Origin of the sequence: Pauljensenia sp. UMB6358 (genome assembly GCF_030216865.1) — a bacterium.
Taxonomy (GTDB): Bacteria; Actinomycetota; Actinomycetes; order Actinomycetales; family Actinomycetaceae; genus Pauljensenia; species Pauljensenia turicensis_A.
The window spans coordinates 127538-149473 of the sequence record NZ_JASOMS010000002.1 but is presented as its reverse complement, the minus strand read 5'-3'; the positions used below and the strand labels follow the sequence as shown (position 1 = coordinate 149473).

At 56.0% G+C, this 21936-nt stretch carries 21 protein-coding genes and 2 tRNA genes; 13 read left to right on the top strand and 10 right to left on the bottom strand.

Annotated features, from left to right (window positions below; translation table 11 throughout):
• Positions 1–11: 11 nt before the first annotated feature.
• The 6 genes from QP381_RS02320 to QP381_RS02295 all read left to right on the top strand — a co-directional run bounded on the left by QP381_RS02320 (position 12) and on the right by QP381_RS02295 (position 5519).
• The gene (locus QP381_RS02320) at positions 12–1559 is read left to right on the top strand and encodes a hypothetical protein (RefSeq protein WP_285067699.1); all 1548 of its coding nucleotides are present in this window, start codon (positions 12–14) and stop codon (positions 1557–1559) included.
• Between the two features lie 87 nt (positions 1560–1646).
• Positions 1647–2687: a thioredoxin-disulfide reductase gene (gene trxB, locus QP381_RS02315; protein ID WP_006680606.1), complete on the top strand. Its 1041-nt coding sequence runs from the start codon at positions 1647–1649 to the stop codon at positions 2685–2687.
• 101 nt (positions 2688–2788) lie between these two features.
• Positions 2789–3874, top strand: coding sequence for a YeiH family protein (locus QP381_RS02310; RefSeq protein WP_285067698.1), 1086 nt, complete (start codon positions 2789–2791; stop codon positions 3872–3874).
• Positions 3875–4031: 157 nt separating this feature from the next.
• On the top strand, positions 4032–4463 hold the full coding sequence (locus tag QP381_RS02305; protein WP_103632866.1) for a YchJ family protein: 432 nt from the start codon (positions 4032–4034) through the stop codon (positions 4461–4463).
• On the top strand, positions 4460–5224 hold the full coding sequence (locus QP381_RS02300; protein ID WP_285067697.1) for a phosphatase PAP2 family protein: 765 nt from the start codon (positions 4460–4462) through the stop codon (positions 5222–5224). The genes QP381_RS02305 and QP381_RS02300 overlap by 4 nt, the downstream gene beginning before the upstream one ends.
• 55 nt (positions 5225–5279) lie before the next feature.
• Positions 5280–5519, top strand: a complete 240-nt coding sequence (locus QP381_RS02295; RefSeq protein WP_103632868.1) for a hypothetical protein — start codon at positions 5280–5282, stop codon at positions 5517–5519.
• Between the two features lie 87 nt (positions 5520–5606).
• On the opposite strand, the gene QP381_RS02290 is transcribed toward QP381_RS02295, so the two are convergent.
• From QP381_RS02290 to dnaA, 10 genes are all read right to left on the bottom strand, one after another.
• Positions 5607–5679 (bottom strand) — tRNA-Ala (locus QP381_RS02290).
• 7 nt (positions 5680–5686) lie between these two features.
• Complete coding sequence (locus QP381_RS02285; RefSeq protein ID WP_006680601.1) at positions 5687–5824, bottom strand: DLW-39 family protein; 138 nt, start codon at positions 5822–5824, stop codon at positions 5687–5689.
• A 32-nt stretch (positions 5825–5856) separates the two neighbouring features.
• Positions 5857–5930 (bottom strand) — tRNA-Ile (locus QP381_RS02280).
• 89 nt (positions 5931–6019) lie between these two features.
• Entirely contained in the window at positions 6020–6415 is a 396-nt protein-coding gene (locus QP381_RS02275; protein WP_006680600.1) for a DUF3566 domain-containing protein, read from the bottom strand.
• Positions 6412–9045, bottom strand: coding sequence for a DNA gyrase subunit A (gyrA, locus tag QP381_RS02270; RefSeq protein ID WP_103632869.1), 2634 nt, complete (start codon positions 9043–9045; stop codon positions 6412–6414). Before gyrA ends, QP381_RS02275 begins: the two co-directional genes overlap by 4 nt.
• Positions 9046–9102: 57 nt before the next feature.
• Entirely contained in the window at positions 9103–11130 is a 2028-nt protein-coding gene (gene gyrB, locus QP381_RS02265) for a DNA topoisomerase (ATP-hydrolyzing) subunit B (RefSeq protein WP_006680598.1), read from the bottom strand.
• A gap of 249 nt (positions 11131–11379) precedes the next feature.
• Positions 11380–12054 carry a DUF721 domain-containing protein gene (locus tag QP381_RS02260; protein ID WP_006680597.1) on the bottom strand — a complete coding sequence of 225 codons (675 nt, stop codon included), beginning with the start codon at positions 12052–12054 and terminating at the stop codon, positions 11380–11382.
• Positions 12051–13238 (bottom strand): DNA replication/repair protein RecF, encoded by a 1188-nt coding sequence (gene recF, locus QP381_RS02255; RefSeq protein WP_006680596.1) that lies wholly within the window; start codon positions 13236–13238, stop codon positions 12051–12053. Before recF ends, QP381_RS02260 begins: the two co-directional genes overlap by 4 nt.
• 5 nt (positions 13239–13243) lie before the next feature.
• A complete protein-coding gene (dnaN, locus tag QP381_RS02250; protein WP_006680595.1) occupies positions 13244–14380 on the bottom strand; it encodes a DNA polymerase III subunit beta in 1137 nt (378 codons plus the stop codon).
• A gap of 575 nt (positions 14381–14955) precedes the next feature.
• Positions 14956–16521 (bottom strand): chromosomal replication initiator protein DnaA, encoded by a 1566-nt coding sequence (gene dnaA / locus QP381_RS02245; RefSeq protein WP_424133815.1) that lies wholly within the window; start codon positions 16519–16521, stop codon positions 14956–14958.
• Between the two features lie 509 nt (positions 16522–17030).
• Here dnaA and rpmH point away from each other — a divergent pair.
• The 7 genes from rpmH to QP381_RS02210 all read left to right on the top strand — a co-directional run bounded on the left by rpmH (position 17031) and on the right by QP381_RS02210 (position 21684).
• Positions 17031–17171 (top strand): 50S ribosomal protein L34, encoded by a 141-nt coding sequence (rpmH, locus tag QP381_RS02240; RefSeq protein WP_101628105.1) that lies wholly within the window; start codon positions 17031–17033, stop codon positions 17169–17171.
• A 31-nt stretch (positions 17172–17202) separates the two neighbouring features.
• Positions 17203–17535 (top strand): ribonuclease P protein component, encoded by a 333-nt coding sequence (gene rnpA, locus QP381_RS02235; protein ID WP_218840465.1) that lies wholly within the window; start codon positions 17203–17205, stop codon positions 17533–17535.
• Positions 17532–17945: a membrane protein insertion efficiency factor YidD gene (gene yidD, locus QP381_RS02230; RefSeq protein ID WP_103632872.1), complete on the top strand. Its 414-nt coding sequence runs from the start codon at positions 17532–17534 to the stop codon at positions 17943–17945. Before rnpA ends, yidD begins: the two co-directional genes overlap by 4 nt.
• A 10-nt stretch (positions 17946–17955) precedes the next feature.
• Positions 17956–19293, top strand: coding sequence for a membrane protein insertase YidC (gene yidC / locus QP381_RS02225; protein ID WP_006680590.1), 1338 nt, complete (start codon positions 17956–17958; stop codon positions 19291–19293).
• 103 nt (positions 19294–19396) lie between these two features.
• On the top strand, positions 19397–19921 hold the full coding sequence (locus tag QP381_RS02220) for a Jag family protein (RefSeq protein ID WP_103632873.1): 525 nt from the start codon (positions 19397–19399) through the stop codon (positions 19919–19921).
• Complete coding sequence (gene rsmG, locus QP381_RS02215) at positions 19918–20616, top strand: 16S rRNA (guanine(527)-N(7))-methyltransferase RsmG (RefSeq protein ID WP_181002157.1); 699 nt, start codon at positions 19918–19920, stop codon at positions 20614–20616. The genes QP381_RS02220 and rsmG overlap by 4 nt, the downstream gene beginning before the upstream one ends.
• A gap of 180 nt (positions 20617–20796) precedes the next feature.
• A complete protein-coding gene (locus QP381_RS02210) occupies positions 20797–21684 on the top strand; it encodes a ParA family protein (protein ID WP_006680587.1) in 888 nt (295 codons plus the stop codon).
• Positions 21685–21936: the final 252 nt, after the last annotated feature.

The following is a 21936-nucleotide window of genomic DNA, read 5'->3' as shown; positions in this document are numbered from 1 at the left end:
GGAGGATCCCCATGAGCACGGACGGCAAGCCCGATCACGATGAATTGTCGGACGGTACGTCGTCTGAAAACTCACCCACTCTTGCGTCGCCCAACCCTGAGTTGAGCGAAGCCGAACGTGAGATTGCTATTGCGCTGGCCGCCGCTCTCCCCTCGTTCGACGAGATTCTGGCAGACCCTGAGTCTGATGATTCTGAAGTGGAAGATGGGGACGAGGCCGTGGTCGACTCTTCAGACACCCAGCTTGATGAAAGCCACGATGACGATGCGGATTCACCCGAGTTTGATGATGTGGTCGTTATCGATGAGCCTGAAGAACCTCTCCTAGGCGAGCAACCGGAAAGCATTGATCAGGATGAGGAGCGCGTCGAAGAAATCGATGATGTCTCTGATGGCGCCGACGATGCTGAATCCGAACAGGATAAGGACGCTGAAGACGACACTGACGTAGAAGACCGTGAGTCGAGCGACGATAGTTCTGACGAATCAGAAAATGAAGAATCTGATACTGAAAGCGGCGTGGCGCTCACGGGTTTTGCTGGCCTGATCGCCACGATCAAAGCAAAGTTGTCCGCTTCGAAAACACCTGAAGCGACAGATGACGTTGTTGAGTCTGGCGAAGACGGCGACCTCGACCAAGGCGCTCAGGACGAATCCGATGAAGATAATTCATCCATGCCTTCCGCCCCTGAAGAAGATCGGGGGAACGACGTTGAAGGCAGCCTCGTCAATGAGGAAAACAACGAAGCCGAAAAGGCTGACAAGACTGTCACATCGAAGCACTCCACGGGCATTCCCCCGCTGGTGGCACCCGTTGACATGCCACTGGCACCCGAGGCCGATGTGACGACTTCCTTCCCCGGCCCGATTGTTGAGCGTCCCACAGACCATCTGGCTCTTGTGGCCTCCGCGGGTGAAGAGGACCAGCCTCAGCGTGAGCGAGGGCTGATTGATCCGACGAAGCCGACTCTTGTTTTCGCGGCTGTTTTGACTATTCTCGCTGCGATCTTCGGCACGGTGGGTCTGCTGAAACCCGTTGGCTCGCCTGACTTGGCGCAGTCGCTCGCAGACGCACAATCGGCAAACCACATCCAATCCGACGACCAATCGGCAATGCAGGGAACGACTTCTCCGCTTGTTTCTTCCGTATCCGTTCTGTCTTGGTCAAACGATGACGGCGATCACCCGGATACTGCGGTCAACATGATTGACGGCGACCCAGCAACCACGTGGCACTCTCGCTACTACGACACGAATTCTTTCACTGACGACAACACTGTCACCATCATTATCAAGCTCTCTGCAGAAGCAACGGTTTCTCAGATCACGCTGAACATGGATCCGTCCACGTCCGGTGGTGAACTGGTCGTGCGCAACGTCACGGATGCCGATGCTCCTCGGAGAGGAACAGAATTGGCTCGCGGGGCGTTGAGTCCTACAACGGAGATCACCCTTCCTGAACCCGTCACCACGTCGCAGATTGCTCTGTCCTTCGCGACCATGCCGACTTCGGTCGACGGTGACAACTGGGCATGGGTGAGCGAACTCAGCGTTCAGTAGCGATTTCCGCAAAGCACACTATTGGCTGATGAGGGTCAATAGGTGCCTGAAGCCTGACACTTTTGGCGATCTTTTCGAAAGGTAATGATGGAATTTACAGTGACGTCTGACCTGCTGGCCGTGAACACGGTTGATGCCGAGGTCGAGACCGTTTCGACCACACCGTCAACCCGCCCGTCTGGTGAGGTTCCCGCAGATGCGACCATTCACGATGTCATCGTCGTTGGTTCTGGTCCTGCCGGTTACACGGCTGCGATTTACACGGCTCGCGCCGGCCTGAAGCCAATCGTGATCGCTGGAGCTCTCGCTGCCGGTGGCGCTCTGATGACGACGACTGAGGTTGAGAACTTCCCCGGTTTCCCCGAAGGTATTCAGGGGCCCGAGCTCATGGATAACATGCGTGAGCAAGCAGAAAAGTTCGGCGCGGACGTTCGCTACGAGGATGTCACCGCGGTGAACCTGTCGGGTGATGTGAAGGTTGTGGCCGTCGACGACGAACTGTTGTACGCGAAGGCTGTTATTCTGGCGACCGGGTCTGAGTACCGTCACATGAATGTTCCGGGCGAGGATTCGCTGTCGGGTCGCGGTGTTTCCTACTGCGCAACCTGCGACGGCTTCTTCTTCAAGGATCGTGTGCTGGCCGTTATCGGCGGTGGCGACTCGGCAATGGAAGAAGCAACGTTCCTGACGAACTTCGCCTCCAAGGTGTACGTCGTGCACCGTCGCGATGAGCTTCGCGCTTCGAAGGCGATGGCTGACCGTGCGAAGTCAAACCCGAAGATTGAGTTCGTGTGGAATTCGACCGTCGACGAGGTCCTGGGTACCGACGAGGTCACGGGCCTGCGTTTGAAGAGCACCGTTGATGGCACGCTGTCCGACCTTGATGTCAATGGTGTGTTCGTGGCGATTGGTCACCTGCCACGCACGTCGTTCCTCGCTACGGACGTCGCACTGGACGACGCCGGCTACATCGTGGTCGACGAACCATCAACGCGCACCTCTGCAACAGGTGTCTTCGCCTGTGGCGACGCCGTCGATCACACCTACCGTCAGGCGATTACGGCTGCCGGTTCCGGTTGCCGCGCGGCCCTTGATGCCGAGCGTTGGTTGGCATCGAAGAGCGACTGATCATCTATCCGTGATGTGTGAGCGCGTGCAACAGCGCACATCAAGGTAAAAACGGGCATTCATCTCCTAATCTGCTCGGCTGGGCTCATACAGTTATCTGTATGAGCCCAGCTTCAGTTTCATCATCATCTGCTCCGACCCCTGCGCCAGCCACGGCGACTCAGTCTGGCCGGTCCGCCTCGTTGATGCGTATGTTGCCCGGCATCGCACTGTCTTTCGTTGCGGTCGGACTGGCATTGCTCATCAACCATTTTGTGCCGGCGCTGTCGGTAATGCTGGTGGCGATCATTCTGGGTGTTTTTCTGCGGAATATCGCACAGCTACCCGCGGTCCTGGATCCCGGTCTGGTTTTCACTTCCAAGCGTCTGTTGCGTGCTGGCGTTGTGCTATTGGGCCTACAGCTGGTGGTAGCCGATATCGTGGCACTGGGCGCTGGGATGATCGGTGTTGTTGTTGCGGTTATCGTCTTGGGTATTGTGTCGACGCTTCTTGTGGGGCGAGCTCTGCACCTATCGATCACGCAGACACTGCTGATCGCGTGCGGTTTCTCGATCTGCGGTGCGGCCGCTGTTGCCGCGGTTGATGGCGTTATTGAAGCTCAGGATCGCGAAGAGGTTGTCACCGCTATTGCGCAGGTCGTCATTTTTGGCACGCTGCTGATTCCGTTGATCCCGATTCTCGGCACGCTGTTCGGTTTGGATCCGCTAACCACTGGCTTGTGGGGTGGCGCAGCCACACACGAGGTTGCCCAGGTTGTCGCGATTGGCGGTGCGTTGGGAGGTGGCGAGGCACTGTCTGGTGCGGTTGTTGTGAAGCTTGCTCGCGTGCTGATGCTCGCTCCCGTTATGGCGACGATCAGCATCCGGAGGCGTCAGAAGATGGCGTCGGGAGCTCAGATCCCCGGTATGGGTTCCGAGGGTGGCAAACTTCCGCCTCTGATGCCACTGTTTGTCTTCGGATTCATCGTCATGGTCTTCGTGCGGTGGACCGGGATTGTGCCCGCGTCGTGGCTTGCGGTTCTGAAGATTATTCAGACGGCGCTACTCGCCTCGGCGATGTTCGCACTGGGCACGTCCGTGAAGCTGCGTGATTTTGCGTCCGTTGGCCCGAAGCCGTTCATTCTTGCTACCTCGACGACTGTCATTGTTGCTCTGACTGGCTTCATCGGCGTGATGCTGGCGCACTGATTCTTCGCTTACCGTCAACAGAGGGCCTCCGCTACCGCCCTCTTGCTGGCGTGGGGTGAGACCAGTGTGGTCGCCCTCGTATAGTGGTGAAAACAGCGACGGGCACACCACTGTCCTGTTCGCTCCTCATAAAATCTGCCCGGGTAGGCTGATTCGTATGACGTTTTCTGACGTGCCACGTAAAGGCGTAGCATCCGCGCAGGGCCTCGCACCCACTGACCCGTGCACATGCGGTTCTGGCATCGCATTTCGCGCGTGTTGCTCCCCGATCCTTGACGGCGAGCCTGCACCCACCGCCGAAGCCCTCATGCGTTCGCGCTACTCCGCCTTCGTGCTGGGCAACGAAAACCATCTTTTCCGCTCGTGGCATCCGCGCACACGCCCCGCTCCCCCATACATTGACCCGCAAATAACATGGAACAGGCTCACCATCGTCGACACCGTCACGGGCACCGAAAACGACCAGGACGGCATCGTCGAGTTCATCGCCGACTTCACCCACGCACGAGGCCATAACCGCCTGCACGAACGCTCCACCTTCACCAAGCGCGGTGGCCGGTGGGTCTATGTCGACGGGATGATGATGTGAATTCTCACCACACCCACACCGACCATATCGACACCGACTACATCCACCCCGAGCTCCGCGACCTTGTCCACTCAGTTGGCTTGATCGGCTGGACGCGGATTATTGTCGGCAACTGGGCGATTCTCGGCGCAATCATCCTGGGCCTGTTCATTCACCTGAAATCTGTTGCGAACTTTGATCAGGCGGTTCTGAACTGGGTGCTCACGATCCGCATCGATGCGTTGACCGCGTTCATGAAAGCGGTGCCCCACCTTTTCTCCCCGACCGTTTCCGTGATCGAAGCGGTCGTCATCGGACTATTGATCTGGGCAGTCTCAAAGTCGTGGCGCTTCGGGCTGTTTATTCCTCTAGTGATGGCGGTGTCAGCGGTTGCAACGTCGCTGGTCAAGCTCGGTATCGAACGAGTCCGCCCACCGATCCCAGAGCGCCTCGTCGTCGAACTTTCCCATTCTTTCCCATCCGGTCACACCACCGCTGCCTCCGCCCTCGCTATCAGTGCTGCTCTGCTTTCGTTACATGCATGGGGACTATCCCTGATCAATGTCGGTATCGCAGACTCCCGCCTTTCATGGAATCGACGAGGCCGCGCCTGCCTGATCTGGGCGCTCGCGATCTCATTAGTGGCGCTTGTGGCCACAACACGCATTTACCTGGCCGCGCACTGGACAACAGACATCATTGGTGGAGCGCTGATGGGATCAGGTACCGCGCTAATCTTGGGAGGTCTTTTATTGAGCCGCCACAGCGTCCACACACGCTAGACAGTGAACCATGTCACGGCCATACTGGGACTATCCCGGATGAAAGGAGACACCGATGTCTCTGGTGTTACGGTGGATTGTCGCGTTCTTCTCAGGCTGGGTCGTCATCCTGATTGCAACAACATTTTCAACCGAGGTCGCCGCAGCTGACACCTACCGTATCTGCGCTCATGGCTATGTCATTATCGGCGCGTTCTTTCTTGCTGTCGCAGTGTTCCTTTACCTGCTGATTCAGGCTCTGTCGGCCACAAGTACGACCATTGAACTGCGCGGAAACTCTGACCAGTCCGCTTAGTCAAACATGTATGTGCCACGCCCGTGCGCGCCCAAATCAGCGGCAACAAACGAAAAACCCCGGCACCGAAATGTACCGGGGTATGTGTGGAGCTAACGGGACTCGAACCCGTAACCCCCTGCTTGCAAAGCAGGTGCGCTACCAATTGCGCCATAGCCCCAATGACATCAATCCTGGAAAGGATTGTCCGTCACGGATTTCCACAACTCTACATTGTCGGAGAGATCTTCGAGAATCTGTCGCACAACAATACCCGCTGCAACAGCCGTAGCCACCGCACTGAGTGCTGTGATCCATTTCTTCATTGGATCTCCGCCTTTCTTGCGATTGCGGAACGTGGGCCTAGATGGGCTCGAACCATCGACCTCAGTCTTATCAGGACTGCGCTCTAACCTACTGAGCTATAGGCCCAACCTTGTACCCCGAAGAGCACTCGATTATGTTACGCACACCCACCGTCCAACTTCAAATTGAATGGCGTGATGTAGCGCACCACACGATTATTCGTCCATCAAGGAGATCTTCACGCCACCCACCAGGGACGCGATGAGGTTGTACAGCATGGCGCCAAGGGTTGAGATGGCGGTCAACAGAACAACATTCGCGACACCGGCAATGGTGGCGTAGGACAGAACCTTGGGAAGACGCAGATAGTCAAGGAACGGGATGAACTTTTCACCACCGATGGTCTTCATGAAGTCTTCGATGGTGGAAAAGACATGCATACCGTCAACCATGAACCACAAGACAGCGGTTGCAATCACCATGGCAATGCCGAATGCGACGGAAAGAAGGAAGCTCACCTTCATTACCGTCCACGCATCGACTCGCGCGATAGCGATATCAACTCGACGAGGCGTGTCATTGATGGAATACATGCCGTGCGCGTCGCTCATTCGTCATTACCTTCCTGGGTGGACTCTTGCTCTGACGCTACAGTGTTATCAGCGCTTTCGTCAGCATTCGAAGAGTTTGTCGGCGTTTCATCACCCAAGCTATCGGAGTCCTGAGATTCAGATTCGCCATCTTCATCATCAATATCGCGCTCCGGGTTCGGAGTGATCGCGATGATGCGGTCGTCCTCGTCCGGGCGAGCGAAAATGACGCCCATCGTGTTGCGTGCCGTTGGGCGAACGTCCGAGGCGTTCACTTGGACCAGCTTGCCGGATTCGGTGATGACCATGACGTCTTCATCCGGATTGACCACAAGTGCACCAACAAGGCCACCGCGTTCATCAACGAGCTTGCCAACGCGGACACCCAACGTGCCACGGGACTTCGTTGGGTATTCCTCAACCGGAGTGCGCTTCGCATAACCGGAGTCAGTGACGATCAGCAGATCAGCGCCCTCGCGTGGAACCTCCATGGACAGCAGTTCGTCGTCACCGCGGAATCTCATGCCACGAACGCCCGCCGTGGAGCGACCCATCGGGCGGAGCTGCTCGTCGGTGGCGGCGAAGCGGACTGCCTGGCCATCACGCGAGACCAGGATCAGGTCCTGATCAGCGTTAATGACCTGTGCGGACACGAGCTCATCCGGGTTACCGGCCTCATCTTCACGCAAGTTGATGCCGATGATGCCACCGGTACGTGAGGACTCGTAGAGCTTCAGCGGAGTCTTCTTCACCAAACCGGACTTGGTTGCCAAGACAAGGTAGTCGGCGACCTCGTAGTCGCGGATGGCGAGGACCTGCGCGATGTGTTCCTCCGGCTGGAATGCCAGCAGGTTTGCAACGTGCTGGCCCTTGGCATCGCGACCGCCTTCGGGGATCTCGTATGCCTTCGCACGGTACACGCGGCCGAGGTTCGTAAAGAACAGCAGCCAGTGGTGCGTGGTCGTGACGAAGAAGTGCTCAACAACATCATCTCCGCGCAATTGCGTGCCACGAACACCCTTGCCACCGCGCTTTTGCGAACGGTAGTTGTCGGTGCGCGTACGCTTAGCAAAACCTTCGCGGGTGATGGTGACGACCACGTCTTCTTCGGGAATGAGGTCTTCCATCGACATTTCTCCGTCGAAGGCTACGATGCGCGTGCGACGATCATCGCCGTACTTGTCGACAATTTTCTGCAGTTCACTCGAGATGATGGAACGCTGACGCGCCGGCGTATCGAGGATGTCCTGCAGATCGGTGACGCGCGCGGTCAGTTCGGCATGCTCGTCCATAATCTTCTGACGTTCCAGAGCAGCCAGACGACGCAGCTGCAGGGCGAGGATCGCGTCTGCCTGAACCTCGTCCACACCGAGCAAGTCCATGAGGCCCTTACGTGCTTCGTCGACAGTCGGCGAACGACGGATGAGCGCGATGACCTCGTCGAGAGCGTCGAGTGCCTTGAGGTAGCCCTCCAAGATATGGAGGCGTTCCTGAGCCTTGCGCAGACGGAACTGGGTGCGACGCACGATGACGGAAATCTGGTGCGTGATCCAGTGACGAACGAAGCCGTCCAAGCTGAGCGTACGCGGAACACCGTCGACGATCGCCAGCATGTTGGCGCTGAAATTTTCCTGCAACGGAGTGCGCTTGTACAGGTTGTTGAGAACAACCTTGGCGACCGCGTCACGCTTCAAGACGATGACGAGGCGCTGGCCGGTACGACCCGAGGTTTCGTCACGGATATCCGCAATACCCTGGATCTGGCCGTCACGAACCAGCTGAGCGATCTTGTCGGCAAGATTGTCGGGGTTCACCTGGTAGGGAAGCTCGGTGACAACCAGGCACTGACGTCCCTGAATTTCCTCAACGTTGACGACTGCACGCTGGGTGATGGAACCGCGACCAGTTCGGTAAGCGTCTTCGATGCCCTTGCGTCCGAGGATCGTGGCACCGGTCGGGAAGTCCGGGCCGGGGATGCGCTGAATCAGAGCCTCAAGCAGTTCCTCGCGGGATGCTTCAGTGTTCTCGAGCGCCCACTGGATACCGTCGGCAACTTCTCGCAGGTTGTGCGGCGGGATGCGGGTCGCCATACCGACCGCGATACCTTCGGAGCCGTTGACCAACAAATTCGGGAAGCGGGACGGCAGAATGGTCGGCTCTTGGTTCTTGCCATCGTAGTTGTCCTGAAAATCGACGGATTCTTCATCGATATCGCAGACCATTTCCATCGCCAAAGGCGCCATCTTACATTCGGTGTAACGGGGTGCTGCGGGGCCAAGGTTACCCGGCGTACCGAAGTTACCCTGACCGGCAACCAGCGGATAGCGCAACGACCACCACTGCACCAGACGTGCCAGCGCATCGTAGATCGCGGCATCGCCGTGCGGGTGGTAGTTACCCATGACGTCGCCGACGACGCGGGACGACTTGGAGAAGGAGGAAGTGGGTCGGTATCCGCCGTCGTACATCGCGTAGAGCACGCGACGGTGAACAGGCTTGAGGCCGTCACGCACGTCGGGGAGGGCTCGACCGACGATAACGCTCATCGCGTAGTCGAGGTAGGAGCGCTGCATTTCTACCTGCAGGTCAACCGGCAGGACACGGTCGTAGTCAACAGCCGCGTCGGTTGTGTTGTTTAGCTCGTCGCTCACGTTTTTCCTTAAGTTTTATTGACGAGGCCGGCCTGCGGCCGGTGCGTGACTGTTAGATCAGATATCGAGGAAGCGCACGTCAGAGGCGTTGCGCTGGATGAAGGAACGACGAAGATCGACGTCGTCGCCCATGAGGATCGTGAAGATCTCATCGGCGTCGGCGGCCTCATCGAGGGTGACCTTCTTGAGGATACGGTGAGCCGGGTCCATGGTGGTTTCCCAGAGCTCGTGGTCGTTCATTTCGCCCAGACCCTTGTAACGCTGGATACCACCTTCCTTGGGCAGGCGGTGATTAGCTGCCTGACCCGCTGCGAGGAGCTTGTCACGTTCCTTATCTGAGTAAGCGAATTCGTGCTCGGCGTTCGTCCACTTGATGCGGTAGAGCGGAGGCATTGCGATATAGGTGTGGCCCTGTTCGATCAGCGGTCGCATGTAGCGGAACAGCAGAGTGAGAAGCAGGGTTGCGATGTGCTGACCGTCGACGTCGGCGTCGGCCATGATAACGATCTTGCCGTAGCGGAGCTTTTCAAGATCAAAGTCTTCACCGATACCGGTACCGAACGCTGTGATGAGTGAGCGGATCGTGTCAGAGGACAGCGCGCGATCGAGGCGAGCCTTTTCAACGTTCAAGATCTTGCCTCGGATCGGCAGGATCGCCTGGTGTTCGGGGTCGCGACCACCAACGGCGGAACCACCTGCGGAGTCGCCCTCGACGATGAAGATTTCGCACTCTTCAGCCTTGCGCGAGGAGCAGTCACGAAGCTTGCCCGGCATGGACGCTGATTCAAGGACACCCTTACGGCGGGTAGCTTCGCGAGCCTTGCGGGCTGCGACGCGTGCCTGCTGCGCCTGCTGACCCTTGTTAATGATCGCCTTCGCGTCTGCGGGGTGAGCATCGAACCAGTCGGTGAGCTGGGAATATACCTGCTGCTGAACGAAGGTACGTGCCTCGGTGTTGCCGAGCTTCGTCTTCGTCTGGCCTTCGAACTGCGGTTCGGTCAGCTTGATCGAAATGACGGCTGTCAGTCCTTCGCGGACGTCATCGCCGGTCAGATTGTCATCCTTCTCTTTGATGATTCCCTTATCGCGACCGTAGCGGTTCACAATGGTCGTCAGCGCCGTGCGGAAGCCTTCTTCGTGCATACCGCCTTCGGTCGTGTTAATCGTATTCGCGAAAGTGTGGACGCTGGACGAGTAGGCTGTGGTCCACTGCATCGCAATCTCGACACTCATCGTGCCTTCATCGTTTTCCGATTCGAAGTCGATGATGTCATTGTTGATCGTTTCGATCTTCTTCGCCGAATCCAGGTATTCGACGTAGTCACGTAGACCGTGTTCGTACATGTAGGTGACCTGACGGTGACCGGGAACCGGATCGTCTGCGGGACCCATTTCATCGCCGGTGATCTCGTCGCCCTCATCAACAGCGGTGGGGCGCTCATCGGTCAGCGAAATACGCAGACCCTTGTTCAAGAAGGCCATCTGCTGGAAGCGCTGACGCAGGGTCTCGAAGGAGAACTCGGTGGTTTCAAAGATATTTGGATCCGGGTAGAACGTCTGTGTTGTGCCCGTCTCGGTGGTTTCTTCGCCACGTTCAAGCTTCGTGATCGGCGTACCGCCGTTGGCAAAGGACATCCGCCATGCATACCCCTGACGACGGACAATCGTGTCGACGCGGGTCGACAGCGCGTTCACAACCGAAATACCGACGCCGTGAAGACCACCGGACACCGCGTATCCGCCACCGCCGAATTTGCCACCGGCGTGCAGGATGGTCATGACAACCTCAACCGTGGGCTTACCTTCGGTCGGGTGAATATCAACGGGAATACCTCGACCGTTATCTTCGACGCGAAGACCACCATCGGCAAGAATTGTTACTTCGATGTGATCCGCATATCCAGCTAGAGCTTCGTCAACAGAATTATCGACGACCTCGTAGACCAGGTGGTGCAGACCGCGCTCACCGGTTGAACCGATATACATACCTGGACGCTTACGAACCGCCTCAAGCCCCTCCAGAACGGTGATGTCTGAAGCACCGTAGCCTTCAGCCCCGCCTGTCGTCTTTTCGTTGTCAGCCACGCGGCTCCCCTCATACAAGCTGGGCCTGAAAAACCCAACGATTTAACGCATTAATTCTACCAAAAATGACCATAAAACCGGGGAAACTCACGCCGTGACAAAGGCAATGAAATATCTTCTGACCTGCGAATATAGGTATGTGACCAGTCACACCCTCACCGTGATAAGAAACAGACAACCATCGACGCGCACACCATAAAAAACACGTGTATTTTCCGGTCGCATCATCGTCACCTGATCCGGCCCCAATCAGCCGTATGTATCGCGCGGACCCCGGCCTCGTACCGACAGCGGACCTTTCTTCCACGAAGGCGCCACCGGCCCCAAAACCACAACCTGTTCCACCACGCCACTACCGACAACCTCGCTGATGCGACGCAGAATTCTGGGGAGCAATAACTGCAGCTGTTTCGCCCACGCCGTTGACGTACAGCGCACAACAATCTTCTTGCCTTCGAAGCTTTCAATGTGCGTGTGCTCGGCAATATTCGGACCAACAATCTCGGGCCAGCGATTCGACACCGACGCAATCTGGATCTGATTCGACCAGCTGTTATCCTTCACAAACGAACTCAGGATCGAATCAATACGCCCAGACCGATGATACGAGCGATGCATGGCCGCCATGCCCGGTGTCTTTACCCACACCTCTGGGCGATGGCGCTGAGCCTGAACAATGCCACTCAAGTCGCCGGCTTCAGCCATCTTGTCGCTGAAATCAGATTCGGCTGATAGATCTGCCTGACCACGAGACATATCCACCGCGCAATCTTCATTCGCGCCAACAAGTGCCCCCGGAGTCGGACCTTTCACTCCTTGCATGACGAACGTGGGCACGGGTGAACGCGTGAAACCTCGTGCGCGCGCATCCATCTGAGCACGCGCCAAGGCCGCTGCCAGGAAGTCTTCTTCGGGCTCGTTCATTCTTGGACTTCCGAGCCGTTGTCGACCGACCACGCCACTTTCACAACGTGTGCATCCAATTCGGGAGGAATATCGCCCTCAACAGCAGCGGTGATTAGCACCTGATCCGCTTTATCCATACGCGTGGTGAGTCCAGCTCGCCGTTTCGTATCAAGTTCGGCGAACACATCGTCGAGGATCAGAATCGGGGTTTCACCGTCATCAGCCAGAAGATCAAAAGCTCCAAGACGCAGAGCCAACCCCACCGACCAGGATTCGCCGTGGGACGCAAAGCCCTTCACAGGCATATGTCCAAGACACAATGACAGATCATCACGGTGAGCACCCACAAGGTTCACTCCCCGCTCCATCTCTTGATCCTGAATACGTTCTAAGGCGGCCAACAGACGCTGAGTCTGCGCCTCAACATTCTCCAAGTCGGCGCTTGTCGGATCGTCCGGATTCGTCCCGATTTTTCGGTCGATTGACGCATCCATCGCCAAAACCAAGTGGCGAGGAGAATCGGCAACATCGTCATATGCCGTTGCCACGGGATCAGACAATCGACGAACAAGAGATGCTCGCATTGCCGTGACCTGGCTGGACAATTCAGCGAACCGCTCATCCCACACAGACAGCGTTGAAATATCTGGGATGCGACCCCGTCGCAATGCCACCTGCGCCTGCTTCATCAACGCAGCCCGCTGGCGCGCCACTCTGTCAAAATCAGACTTCGTCTGCGAATACAGGGGGTGAATCTGAACCGCAATATCATCAAGAAATGCCCTGCGTACGCTGGGATCTCCACGAACAATCTGCAAGTCCTCGGGTGCAAAGACAACCGTACGAACGAGACCCAGAATGTCTTTCGGCTTCACGTTCGTGCGATTAATTCGCGCCCGATTTGCCTTGCCACGCACGATCTCAAGCTCAAGAACCTGGGAGCGATCGTCTTCCAAGGCTGTCTTCACGCGGACAAACGCTCCAGCCGGCGGGCGCTCCTCGACATCTAACGGAATACGAACCAGCGAGGACTCCGCAGACACCCTGTGCGAAGAAAATGTCGACAGGTAAGCGATAGCCTCAATGAGATTCGTTTTCCCCTGACCGTTGGCGCCAAGAAAGACCGTGGGACCAGCCGGTAATTCAATGACGACGTGGCACCATGATCGAAAATCATCAAGCGCGACGTGCGAGACGCGCATGAAGATCAGGCACCGAAGCGAATCGGCATCAACAGGTAGCGGAACTGCGTCACTTCGCCTTCATCCACCTTCGACTGGCCGGTCATCACGGCGGGCTTGGTCGGGTGAGTGAAACCGAAACGAACAAAATCCGTGTCGAGAACGCCCAGGCCATCAAGCAGGAACTGCGGATTGAACGCGGTCGCAATATCTTCACCATTCAGGTGAGCTTCAATTGCTTCGGATGCCTGAGCGTTATCTCCCTGACCGGCTTCGAGAACCAGCTGACCATCCGAGAAAGACAGGCGAACCGAGGTCTTGCGCTCTGCAACCAGCGACATACGCTTCACAGCTTCAAGCAGTTCGTGGCGGTCGCACACTGCGGTGATCGGCGTAGATTCAGGGAACAGGCCGCGAACCGGCGGGTAATCGCCGTCCATCATGGTCGACGTGGTCCGACGGTTCGACGATGCGAAGCCAATCAATGAGGCCCCGCCCGCAACCATTTCATTAGACAGACCAATTTCGACCTTGGCACCCGACGTCATTGACTTCGAAACATCCTGAAGAATGCGAGCCTTCACGAGGGCAACCTGTTCGATCGAAGTATCGGCAGGCTCCCAATCAAGTTCACGCATTGCCAAACGGTAACGATCAGTGGCAAGCAAGGTCATGTGTTCGCCGTCGATTTCCATTCGAACACCGGTCAGAATCGGCAGAGTGTCATCGCGCGATGCGGCAATAGAAACCTGGGAAATAGCCTGTGTCAGAACCTCGGAGTCAACGGTTCCCGCAAGCGGTGGCTGAAGTGGAAGCAACGGATATTCATCCAAAGGCATGACAGCAAGCGTGAAGTGCGAAGAACCACATCGCATATTCACCTTCTGACCATCAAGTTCAATGGTGACTGGCTTATTCGGCAACGATTTGGAAATGTCTGCCAGCAGGCGACCTGAAACCAGAACTTCGCCTTTTTCTTCCACATTGGCCGGAATACGCGAATTAGCGGAGACTTCGTAATCGAATGATGAAAGGGTCAGTTCCTCATTGTCTGCATGAATACGCACACCGGCAAGGATGGGGCTAGCTGGGCGAACAGGCAGGGCGCGAGCAGTCCAAGACACTGCCTCAGAAAGAACGTCTCTTGCGACGGTGAACTTCATGCCGGCCTCCAATTAAAAACTCGGTCAACGTACGTACGACACATGCCTCGCCATTCTACCTGTATGCACTACAACTATTCACCTAGAAAATATTTTGTTGTGAATAACTATCGTCTGACACTTTTATCGTTGTTTGATTACCCATAATTCACCGCGTTCAACGCAATAGATTCCAATTGACTCGTTCAACGTGAATCCACAAGGTGGCACGCTCACATCTGTTCGGTTGATTTTTTCGCTACGCGTTTTTTAAAAGGAACCTTCATCATCAGTGTTGTGTACACAGTGGAGAACTATGTTTTTCGTTGGAATATAGCCACACTGATCGTGGATAGAGCTGAGTACGATCGTGTGAATGACACAGGAGCAGTTGTGGATGAAAAATGACTGGTTTTTGTCATTCACACGTAAGCCCACTCCATCATCAGCAAATGACACGTTTTCCACTGTGTCATTCACACCGAGGAAAGCTCTGATATGTGATGTGCAGTGACGGCAGGCAGGTATAGCTCCGCCCTTCGACATCCTTGAAGGGATACAGACTTCGAATAGGGTGACCGCGATAGGTCGAGTCGTCAGTTTCCGCCTCGCGCTACCTTCTTAATACGGTTCGTCAATTCAGTGACGTCGTTATAGACCTCGCGACGCTGTTTCATTTGTTCCAGGATCTTCTTATTTGCATGCATGACCGTCGAATGGTCACGGTCGAATGATTGACCGATCTTTGGCAAAGACAATTCGGTGAGCTCGCGACAGAGATACATAGCGATCTGACGTGCCTCGACAATCGCGCGACTGCGATCAGTTGAACACAGCTGGTCGATAGTGACGTTGAAATACTTTGCACACTGACCCATGATCAGCGGAATAGTAATTTCAGTGTCGTCGGGGTCAGAGATGTAGTCCTTCAAGGTCATCTCTGCCAACGCCAGGTCAATCTTCTCGTGGTAGAGGTTCGCATACGCGACTACGCGAAGGATGGCACCTTCGAGCTCACGAATATTCGACGAAATACGTTCAGCAATATACGTGAAGATTTCAGGGTCAATATCCAGATTTTCGTCTGCGGTCTTCTTCTGCAAGATCGCAATACGCGTTTCCAGATCTGGTGGCTGAACATCAACCAGCAGACCCGATCCGAAGCGTGACCTCAAACGTTCCTCAATGCCTTCGAGGTGCTTGGGCTGAACGTCCGAGGTAATGACGATCTGCTTATTGGCCTGATAGAGAGCATTAAACGTATGGAAGAAACCTTCCATCGTCTGCTCCTTCTTAGAAAGGAACTGAATGTCGTCGATTAATAGCAGGTCGAGTTCACGGTATCGACGGTGGAATTCTTCAACGGCCGAGTTATTGGGGTTGTTGACACGAATTGCATTGATGAATTCGTTGGTGAATTCCTCGGATGATACGTAGCGGACCTTCTGGTTTGGGTAGAGCGACAGCGTGTAGTGGCCGATTGCTTGCAGAAGGTGTGTTTTGCCCAGTCCGGATTCGCCGTAGATAAACAGCGGGTTGAAGTCAGTTCCCGGAGATTCCGAAACGGCGACAGCTGCCGCGTGAGCGAAGCGGTTCGACGGACCAATAACGAAGGTATCGAATGTGTGTTTTGGATTCAGCCTGGTTGACGAGGTATCGAGTGCGCGATCGGTTGATTGAGGCGCAACGTATGAGAATCGCTTGGGATCGTGCTCTTCAAACGAAGAATCTGGGAAGTCATTGATGGCTTCAACGCCGTCGAGCTGTCGAAGTCGTTCTTCTGCCGACGGGTACGAAAAGCTCTGTGCATAGGTGGGTGTATCGCCGGTCTGGTGGTGCCCCGCGCTGGGTACCTCATTGGTAGTTGGTTGATTATCTTCGGTTGACGAGGCCACCTCTACGTTCTTCGCCTGATGCTCTTTTTCGTCGGCGGTTTCTGGCAGTTCCATGTCCGGGTCAACGGTGATGGCGATCCTGGTGCGTTTTCCAAAGGTCTGGGACAGAGCATCCGTCACGCTTGACGATGAGCGTTCAATCCAGTTCTTCGTGAAGTCATTGGGAACGGACAGAAGAATTGTGCCTTCGATATTGCCCAAAGGACGTGTGGATTGAAGAAATCCCATGCCTGCGGGACCAAGACCTGTCTGAGCAAGTAACTCCAATGCTTGTGTCCAAGCAGCATTCAACGATGGAGTTTCCACAATCGATCCTTTAAATAGTGCGAAGTTGCGTGAGGTCTATCACCGAATTATGCCCCTCATTGAGCAGTGGTGACGTCGCTACTCTACTTGTCTTGTGAATAATTCACAGCCTGTGGATGAAGTTGTGGATAAGAATCTTTAAATCACATATTTGTAGTTACAAAAGTGTCAGCGCGTAGTTCCGCCAAAGAATCGACGTTCACGCTAACGAAAAGAAATTCATGTGATTTTCATTTGTGGAAAAGTTATCCCCAAGGTATTCCACAGTTGTGGATACGGGGACTTCGTCACAGACGGCGCTATCACATTGACTGATAAAACCTGAACTTCTAACCTGGATATCTGTCTGTGCCCACGCAAAAGGGCGCGCAAGAGGTTCCTGCGCACAACGAGTGCGGTGGAACCTGAACCAATACAACCGACAAGTTGAGTGCCAGCGGTGCTGGTGCTCGCCGCCAAGGAGAACAGCTGTGACCACCAAGCGGACTTTCCAGCCCAATAACCGCCGTCGTGCCAAGACGCACGGTTTCCGTCTGCGCATGAGCACCCGCGCCGGCCGCGCCATTCTGGCATCGCGTCGCCGCAAGGGTCGCGCAAAGCTGTCTGCCTGAGACTGCACTGGTGTTGCCTCGCGCACACCGGATGGTCGATCCAGGCGATTTCCGCTCAACCTTTCGACAGGGTAAACGGGCCGGAGATCGAGTCCTGATTGTCCACGCTCGAACCGACGAGGGTCAGTTGAACTCCCTCGTCGGTTTCGTCGTACCCAAAAAGGAAATCAAACTGGCCACGGGACGCAACCGTGTGAAACGACAGCTCCGGCACCTCATGCGCGATCGGCTCGACACTCTGCCCGACGGTTCACGCATCGTCGTTCGAGCAAGCTCCCAGGCCCTCGGCTGTACATCAGACGAGCTCGCTACACACTTAGACTCGGCTCTTCACCGCGCCTGGAAGAAGTGGGACGCTCGATGAGTGCGCGGCCTCGTGAACTAGTAAGGCGAATCTTCACCTACCCGATTCGTTTCTACCAGCGGTATATTTCGCTCAGAATCGCACCACGATGCCGATATGCACCCACCTGCTCGGCATATGCGCTCCAAGCCATCGAAATCCACGGAGTTGTCAAAGGCATCATCCTTGGCACCTGGCGACTCCTTCGATGCAACCCTTGGAGCCACGGCGGAGTCGACTACGTCCCCGAAGTTGGACGCTGGAAACCAGAGCCATGGGTACCACCAGAAGATTGGGCCGGTAACGCAACCGACATCGTGCAACCCGCCCCCATGGGTATGAGCGACGAATACGCTTCGTTCACTACCCCCCAGAATTTCCCGGCATCCGCCGGACGACCGAAGGACGCTTTCAGCGTCCGCACTTCTTGAAGGAGCGCGCATGTTTGACAAGATCCTTCACCCCTTCGCCATAGCGGTGGCGTGGGTATGGGTGAAGATCCACGATTTCCTTGAGCTGATCGGATTCTCATCCGGTTCGGGTGCAGCCTGGGTGATTTCAATCGTCCTGCTGACCCTGATCGTTCGTATCCTGATCGTGCCGCTGTTCCTCAAGCAGATTAAGAGCTCGCGCGCCATGCAGGCTGTCCAGCCTGAAATGCAGCGCATCCAAGCCAAGTACAAGGGCAAGACCGACCAGCTGTCACGTCAGAAGCAGGCCGAAGAAACCCAGGCTCTCTACAAGAAGTACAAGGTCAGCCCCTTTGCTTCCTGTCTGCCACTGCTGGTCCAGATGCCGATCCTGTTCGCCATGTACCGCGCCATCTACGCGGTCAAGGACCTAGCAGCCGGCACCTACAAGTACGCCAACATCGAAACCGACCACCTCGGTCCGATCACCCAGGCAGTTGCATCCGACATCAACGGCTCGACCGTTTTCGGTGTCCCGCTGTCGCACACCATTACTTCCGGTGATGGCACTGTTGCCGTCGCCGTCTTCGTCATCGCGATCATCGTGATGGTTGGCCTGCAGTTCTACTCCATGCGCATGTCCATGGTTCGCAACATGCCGCCGGCAATGGATCCGAACAACCCGATGGTTCAGTCGCAGAAGTCCATGCTCTACGTCATGCCACTGATGTTCGTGTTCTCTGGCGCCTTCTTCCAAATGGGCGTTCTGGTCTACATGCTGACCGGTTCCTTCTGGGCACTCGGTCAGTCCTTCTGGACGATCAAGGTCATGCCGACCCCCGGCTCACCGGCCTACAAGGAGCTCGTCGCACACCGCGAAGCACGCTACGCCGAATGGGCAAAGCCCTTCTTCGCTTCCTACGACGAAGCACGCTCTGCCCTGCCCGCAACCGCTGACAACGCCGAGGTTATCGCTCTGAATGAGAAGACCTTCGCTGAAGCAGCCTCGAAGGCCAAGGCTCAGAAGGTCGCCACCGACTTCCCCGAAACCATGAGCGCCGGCGAAAAGGTCTCTGTCCTGCGCAACCTGTCCATGCAGGAATGGACCACGCTCCCCGACGAAATGTGGATGCGTAGTGTCAAGGATGCAGCCTCTAAGGCCAATGAACGTCGCGCCCAGCAGGAAAAGCGCGAGCAGGCTAAGAAGATGTCCCGCGAACAGCGCAAGGCACAGTCTGAACGCAATCGTGCTCGCGAAGAGCGCAAAGCCGCTGTCTCCGACACTTCCGGCCTGTCAGCCGATGAGCTCGAGCGCCGTCGTCAAGAGCGTCGCAAGGCCCGCCGCCAGTCCAATAAGAAGAAGCGCTAAGGGATACGAGGCCCGGCCCGTTTACAGATACCCAGTTTTGTCCGGGTGGCCGACCTCGTGAATAGCGCATCGCACCCAAGCTGAAAAATTAAGGGAGAACCACATGAGTGAGAAGACCAAGTCCACGATTGAGCGCCTCGAAGAAGAGGGCGAACTCGCAGCCGACTACCTGGAAGAGCTGCTGGATATCGCTGACCTTGATGGCGACATTGAGATCGACGTTGAGAATGATCGCGCAAGCGTCGAGATCATCTCCGAAGAGTCCGCTACACTCGAACGCCTGGTTGGTGAAGACGGCGAGGTCCTCGACGCACTTCAGGAACTGACCCGTCTGGCAGTTCAGACCGAAACCGGTGAACGTTCGCGCCTGATGCTCGACATTGCTGGCTTCCGCGCCGACCGCAAGGCCGAACTGCAGGATATCGCGATGGAAGCAATCGCACGTCTGCGTGCCACCGGCGTCGCTCAGAAGCTTGACCCGATGAACCCCTTCGAGCGCAAGGTCTGCCACGACGTTGTCGCCACCGAGGGCCTGCGTTCCGAGTCCGAGGGTTCCGAACCCCACCGTTGTGTTGTCATCCTTCCCGCCGATGAATCCGACCAGATTGAAGAGAGCGACGCCGAGTGAGCGAACTCGACATTTTAGCTGGTCAGGGCGAATTTCCTGACCCGCTGAAGCGCAAGGTTGGCGATCCGTTTATCCCGGAACAGCCCACCGATGAGGTACGCGAATTCTTCGGACCGGCTTTTGCTGACGTCGAAGAATACGTCCACATGCTCGAAGAAGAAGGCGAAATTCGAGGACTTGTCGGTCCGCGTGAGATGCCTCGACTCTGGTCGCGCCACGCTGTCAATGCAGCAGCCGTTCTCGACTTCCTTCCCCGCTCGGGGCAGATTCTCGACATCGGTTCGGGCGCGGGACTTCCCGGTATCATCATCGCGATCTGCCGTCCTGAATTGGATGTCCACCTTGCTGAACCCATGCAACGTCGTTGCGAGTGGTTGAGCGATGTCATTGACCACCTAGCATTGGACAATGTCACTCTGCACCAGGTGCGCGCCGAAGAACTGCGTGGCAAAGGCCAGGCTGACGTGATCACCGCACGCGCGGTCGCCAATATGTCGAAACTGATCCGCATGACAACGAAGCTCATTGCTCCGGGCGGATCACTGGTCGCTTTGAAGGGGCGCCGTGCACCCATCGAAATTGATGAGGCAGCCAAGGAATTGAAGAGCCATCATCTGCGCGCTCAAATCCACGAGGTTCCTTCCATCATGGAAGAAGAATCTACATACGTGGTTGTCTGCAAGCGTCAGAAGTAGGCTCTGGGTGTGCCACCGTCGTTAACGCTGTGAGGCTTTGGCTTTCGACACGTGGGCTGTGGCGCCTAGCGTCTGTCGTTCAATTTACCTATGGTCGCCCGTAGACTTTCATAGGGTGTTCGCCTAGAACTCGTTCTAGGGCACGCATCCGTTGATAGCAGTTTCAAGAGAGGATCTCAGATGAGTTCAGGTAAGCGGAGTGATACTCCCCTGCTTTCTCAGATCGAACAGAATATGCACGATCGTAAGATCCTGGATGCTGCTACCTTCGGTCGCCCCTCGAAGACTCGCGTCATCGCTGTCGCTAATCAAAAGGGTGGCGTTGGAAAGACAACATCTGCCGTTAACATTGCTGCCAGTCTTGCATTGGGTGGCCTGTCGGTTGTCGTCATCGATGCCGATGCTCAGGGCAATGCATCAAGTGCGCTCGGCATTGAACACCCCGCAGGAACACCGTCTACGTACGACGTTCTGATTGGTGGCACTCCCCTGGCCGAGGTCCTTCAGCCATGCCCCGATATTGAAGGGCTTTTAGTGTGCCCGGCGACGATTGATTTGTCAGGTGCAGAGATCGAACTGGTTGATTTACCGTCCCGCGAATTTCGCCTAGCCGACGCGGTTAAGCATTTCCTTGCAACGTCGCGCGATGTTGATGTCGTCTTGATCGACTGTCCCCCGTCGCTCGGTCTTGTCACCCTGAATGTCATGGTTGCCGCCCACGAGGTCATGATTCCGATTCAGACCGAGTATTACGCTCTTGAAGGACTCTCACAACTCTGGACCACCATCGACCGCATTGCCTCTGACCTGAATCCGAAGCTCCACGTTTCCACGATGCTTCTGACAATGATGGATAAGCGAACGCGACTCAGCGAAGAGGTTGAAGCTGAGGTTCGTACCCACTTCCCCGCTTTGACGTTGCAGACGGTTATCCCCCGCTCCGTTCGTATTTCCGAGGCTCCTTCATACGGTCAGACCGTCGTTACCTACGACCCGCGTAACACCGGTGCACTTGCGTATCGCAAGGCCGCTTTGGAGCTCAGTTTGCGTCTTGCTCAGCAGAGCTAACCGGGGTTTTTGGGGTAGTTTTTGTTTACCTGCTCCATTTCGGCGTGGTCAAATAGCCTTTGAACTGCGATAATAATAGTTATTCTATGTGTGGCGGGTGTTGGCCTTAGAGGTTGTTTCACGTGAAACAATCACGTTGCAATGTGCATCGTTGTGCACTTCTGGATGCCTCTGCTTCCAATGTTTCACGTGAAACAATGGCGATGATTATCTGTTCTCTGCGTGTACGAAGAACGCATTCATATCTAACAA

Coding starts and splice junctions, on each gene's coding strand:
- trxB (WP_006680606.1), top strand. CDS start 1,647: ATGGAATTTACAGTGACGTCTGACCTGCTGGCCGTGAACACGGTTGAT.
- recF (WP_006680596.1), bottom strand. CDS start 13,238: ATGCGCGTCTCGCACGTCGCGCTTGATGATTTTCGATCATGGTGCCAC.
- QP381_RS02305 (WP_103632866.1), top strand. CDS start 4,032: ATGACGTTTTCTGACGTGCCACGTAAAGGCGTAGCATCCGCGCAGGGC.
- QP381_RS02310 (WP_285067698.1), top strand. CDS start 2,789: ATGAGCCCAGCTTCAGTTTCATCATCATCTGCTCCGACCCCTGCGCCA.
- QP381_RS02210 (WP_006680587.1), top strand. CDS start 20,797: ATGAGTTCAGGTAAGCGGAGTGATACTCCCCTGCTTTCTCAGATCGAA.
- QP381_RS02295 (WP_103632868.1), top strand. CDS start 5,280: ATGTCTCTGGTGTTACGGTGGATTGTCGCGTTCTTCTCAGGCTGGGTC.
- QP381_RS02275 (WP_006680600.1), bottom strand. CDS start 6,415: ATGAGCGACGCGCACGGCATGTATTCCATCAATGACACGCCTCGTCGA.
- yidC (WP_006680590.1), top strand. CDS start 17,956: ATGTTTGACAAGATCCTTCACCCCTTCGCCATAGCGGTGGCGTGGGTA.
- QP381_RS02220 (WP_103632873.1), top strand. CDS start 19,397: ATGAGTGAGAAGACCAAGTCCACGATTGAGCGCCTCGAAGAAGAGGGC.
- dnaN (WP_006680595.1), bottom strand. CDS start 14,380: ATGAAGTTCACCGTCGCAAGAGACGTTCTTTCTGAGGCAGTGTCTTGG.
- yidD (WP_103632872.1), top strand. CDS start 17,532: ATGAGTGCGCGGCCTCGTGAACTAGTAAGGCGAATCTTCACCTACCCG.
- QP381_RS02320 (WP_285067699.1), top strand. CDS start 12: ATGAGCACGGACGGCAAGCCCGATCACGATGAATTGTCGGACGGTACG.
- QP381_RS02260 (WP_006680597.1), bottom strand. CDS start 12,054: ATGAACGAGCCCGAAGAAGACTTCCTGGCAGCGGCCTTGGCGCGTGCT.
- QP381_RS02285 (WP_006680601.1), bottom strand. CDS start 5,824: ATGAAGAAATGGATCACAGCACTCAGTGCGGTGGCTACGGCTGTTGCA.
- rnpA (WP_218840465.1), top strand. CDS start 17,203: ATGGTCGATCCAGGCGATTTCCGCTCAACCTTTCGACAGGGTAAACGG.